Origin of the sequence: Francisella noatunensis subsp. noatunensis (assembly GCF_009823375.1) — a bacterium.
GTDB lineage: Bacteria > Pseudomonadota > Gammaproteobacteria > Francisellales > Francisellaceae > Francisella > Francisella noatunensis.
Genome location: NZ_WBSX01000164.1, coordinates 1 through 2,127 on the forward strand (window position 1 = coordinate 1; position 2,127 = coordinate 2,127).

Genomic DNA, 2,127 nt, shown 5'->3' on the forward strand with positions numbered 1-2,127 from the left:
TAAATTGCTTTGTGAGTTATATTAACAATGCCCTCATGTTTTAATCTACCACAAATAAGTTCCGGAGATATCTTCTTTTTTAACAAAGCTATTATTAGCTTTTTAACTTTACAGGATAGCTTATGATTATTTGAAGTTCTGCGGCTTTGATATAGCTTCTGTGCTATCTCAGCATTATAGTCACTATTTATACTAGTGCGATTAAGTTCCTTTTTTATAGCTCTTTCACTATAGCCAATTTTATTGGCTATTTGAGATGTTTGGTATCCTAATTTAAGTAATTCTTCTATACAATATCTATTTGAAAGAGTTAAGTGCTTTGGCATTTTTTAGTTCCTTATCGTTTATTTTAGTTTCGTCAAAACCTAATAAACTATATTTGGAACTCTCTTTCAACTATTTAAAACTTTCAGAATACAATCTAGCTATATTGAAATATCGCTCCACAGTCCTATAACCATATTAACAATAGCTAATGCGGTAGCTTTAATTTGTGCCGGAAATATCTCTTCTACTACTGAAAATGCCAAAAGCATACTCGAAACCGAAAATCCTATTATAAAAAATATAATATATAAGTAACTAACTGTAATAGAACTTGCAAATATAATTACAGATGAAAATGCTAATAAAGTAATTAAATTACAGATTAGCATCCACATTCTCTTTTCACCAAATAGACTAGCAATAAAACCATGCGATGGTCCTCCAACCGCTATACCTACGAACATCATTACACTTATTTGTGCTGCTGTGTGTTGTGATAGATCATAAGCTTGCTCTAAAAATAAAACATCATAAAGCTCTGAAGACGAATTAACAACAATGCCAACCATTAATCCTGCATAAATTGCTAATAACCATAACTTCTTATTTAGAAGCAATTTTAAACTTTGACCAAAGCTCAAATACTTAAAATTCTTAGTTGAATTTTCAATATTTATTGATGATTTTAAGAATACAATAATTATTATGCTCCAAAAAATACCAAAATAGCCTATTAAGGCTAAAGCTGATTGCCAACCATGAAGGATCACTAAATGATTTAGTAATACTTGACCAAATATTCCTCCAAGTACTCCTATCGTATTAGTCAGTCCTACAGCGATAGGAAATACCCTCTCGGGTAAAACATCAGCAGCCACTTTTAGCGTTCCTATAAAAGCTACCGCTGAACCTACTGCAATCAAAACCCTACCTATTAGCATTGTATCTAAGCTTGGATCATATACAAATAGTAAAATCCCCAAACTCATGACTAAACATGATATTGATAACATTATTCTAGAGCCAAACCTATCTAACATCATACCAGCTGGAACCTGAGATATAGCATAAATAGGAAAATATATACTCATCACATAAGCTATATCCTCTATGCCCACTCCCATATCTGTAGATATTGGCTTGATTAAAACACTTGGTGCAGTATGCTGAAAATAGTCTAAACCATAGAAGATCGCAGCCACGATCCAGATACCCCACCCTATTAATAGACTATATCTCTGAGTCCTCATCAGTCAATACATATTATTAGCTAACAATATTTATAGGATATAGAAAAACTTTTTTTACGATCAAATATCATTAAGTTTAGGTCTAATTACTTTGATTTTGTAAATAGTAATACTATAAATATTCGAATGTGGTGTATTTATATATATTTTACAACCAAAATAATTATAAATTTTATGCTTATTAGCTAGATTGTATTCTGAAAGTTTTAAATAGTTGAAAGAGAGTTCCAAATATAGTTTATTAGGTTTTGACGAAACTAAAATAAACGATAAGGAACTAAAAAATGCCAAAGCACTTAACTCTTTCAAATAGATATTGTATAGAAGAATTACTTAAATTAGGATACCAAACATCTCAAATAGCCAATAAAATTGGCTATAGTGAAAGAGCTATAAAAAAGGAACTTAATCGCACTAGTATAAATAGTGACTATAATGCTGAGATAGCACAGAAGCTATATCAAAGCCGCAGAACTTCAAATAATCATAAGCTATCCTGTAAAGTTAAAAAGCTAATAATAGCTTTGTTAAAAAAGAAGATATCTCCGGAACTTATTTGTGGTAGATTAAAACATGAGGGCATTGTTAATATAACTCACAAAGCAATTTA

At 30.5% G+C, this 2,127-nt stretch carries 2 protein-coding genes and 1 pseudogene; 1 reads left to right on the forward strand and 2 read right to left on the reverse strand.

Going from position 1 to position 2,127, the window contains the following annotated elements; translation table 11 throughout:
* Both F8C69_RS09940 and F8C69_RS09945 read right to left on the reverse strand, forming a co-directional pair.
* Positions 1-326: helix-turn-helix domain-containing protein (locus F8C69_RS09940; RefSeq protein WP_159185022.1), on the reverse strand; the 326-nt coding region annotated here is incomplete at its 3' end.
* A 101-nt stretch (positions 327-427) separates the two neighbouring features.
* Positions 428-1,517, reverse strand: a pseudogene (locus F8C69_RS09945) (MFS transporter); the annotation flags it as partial.
* Between the two features lie 284 nt (positions 1,518-1,801).
* Here F8C69_RS09945 and F8C69_RS09950 point away from each other — a divergent pair.
* Positions 1,802-2,127: helix-turn-helix domain-containing protein (locus F8C69_RS09950; RefSeq protein WP_159185022.1), on the forward strand; the 326-nt coding region annotated here is incomplete at its 3' end.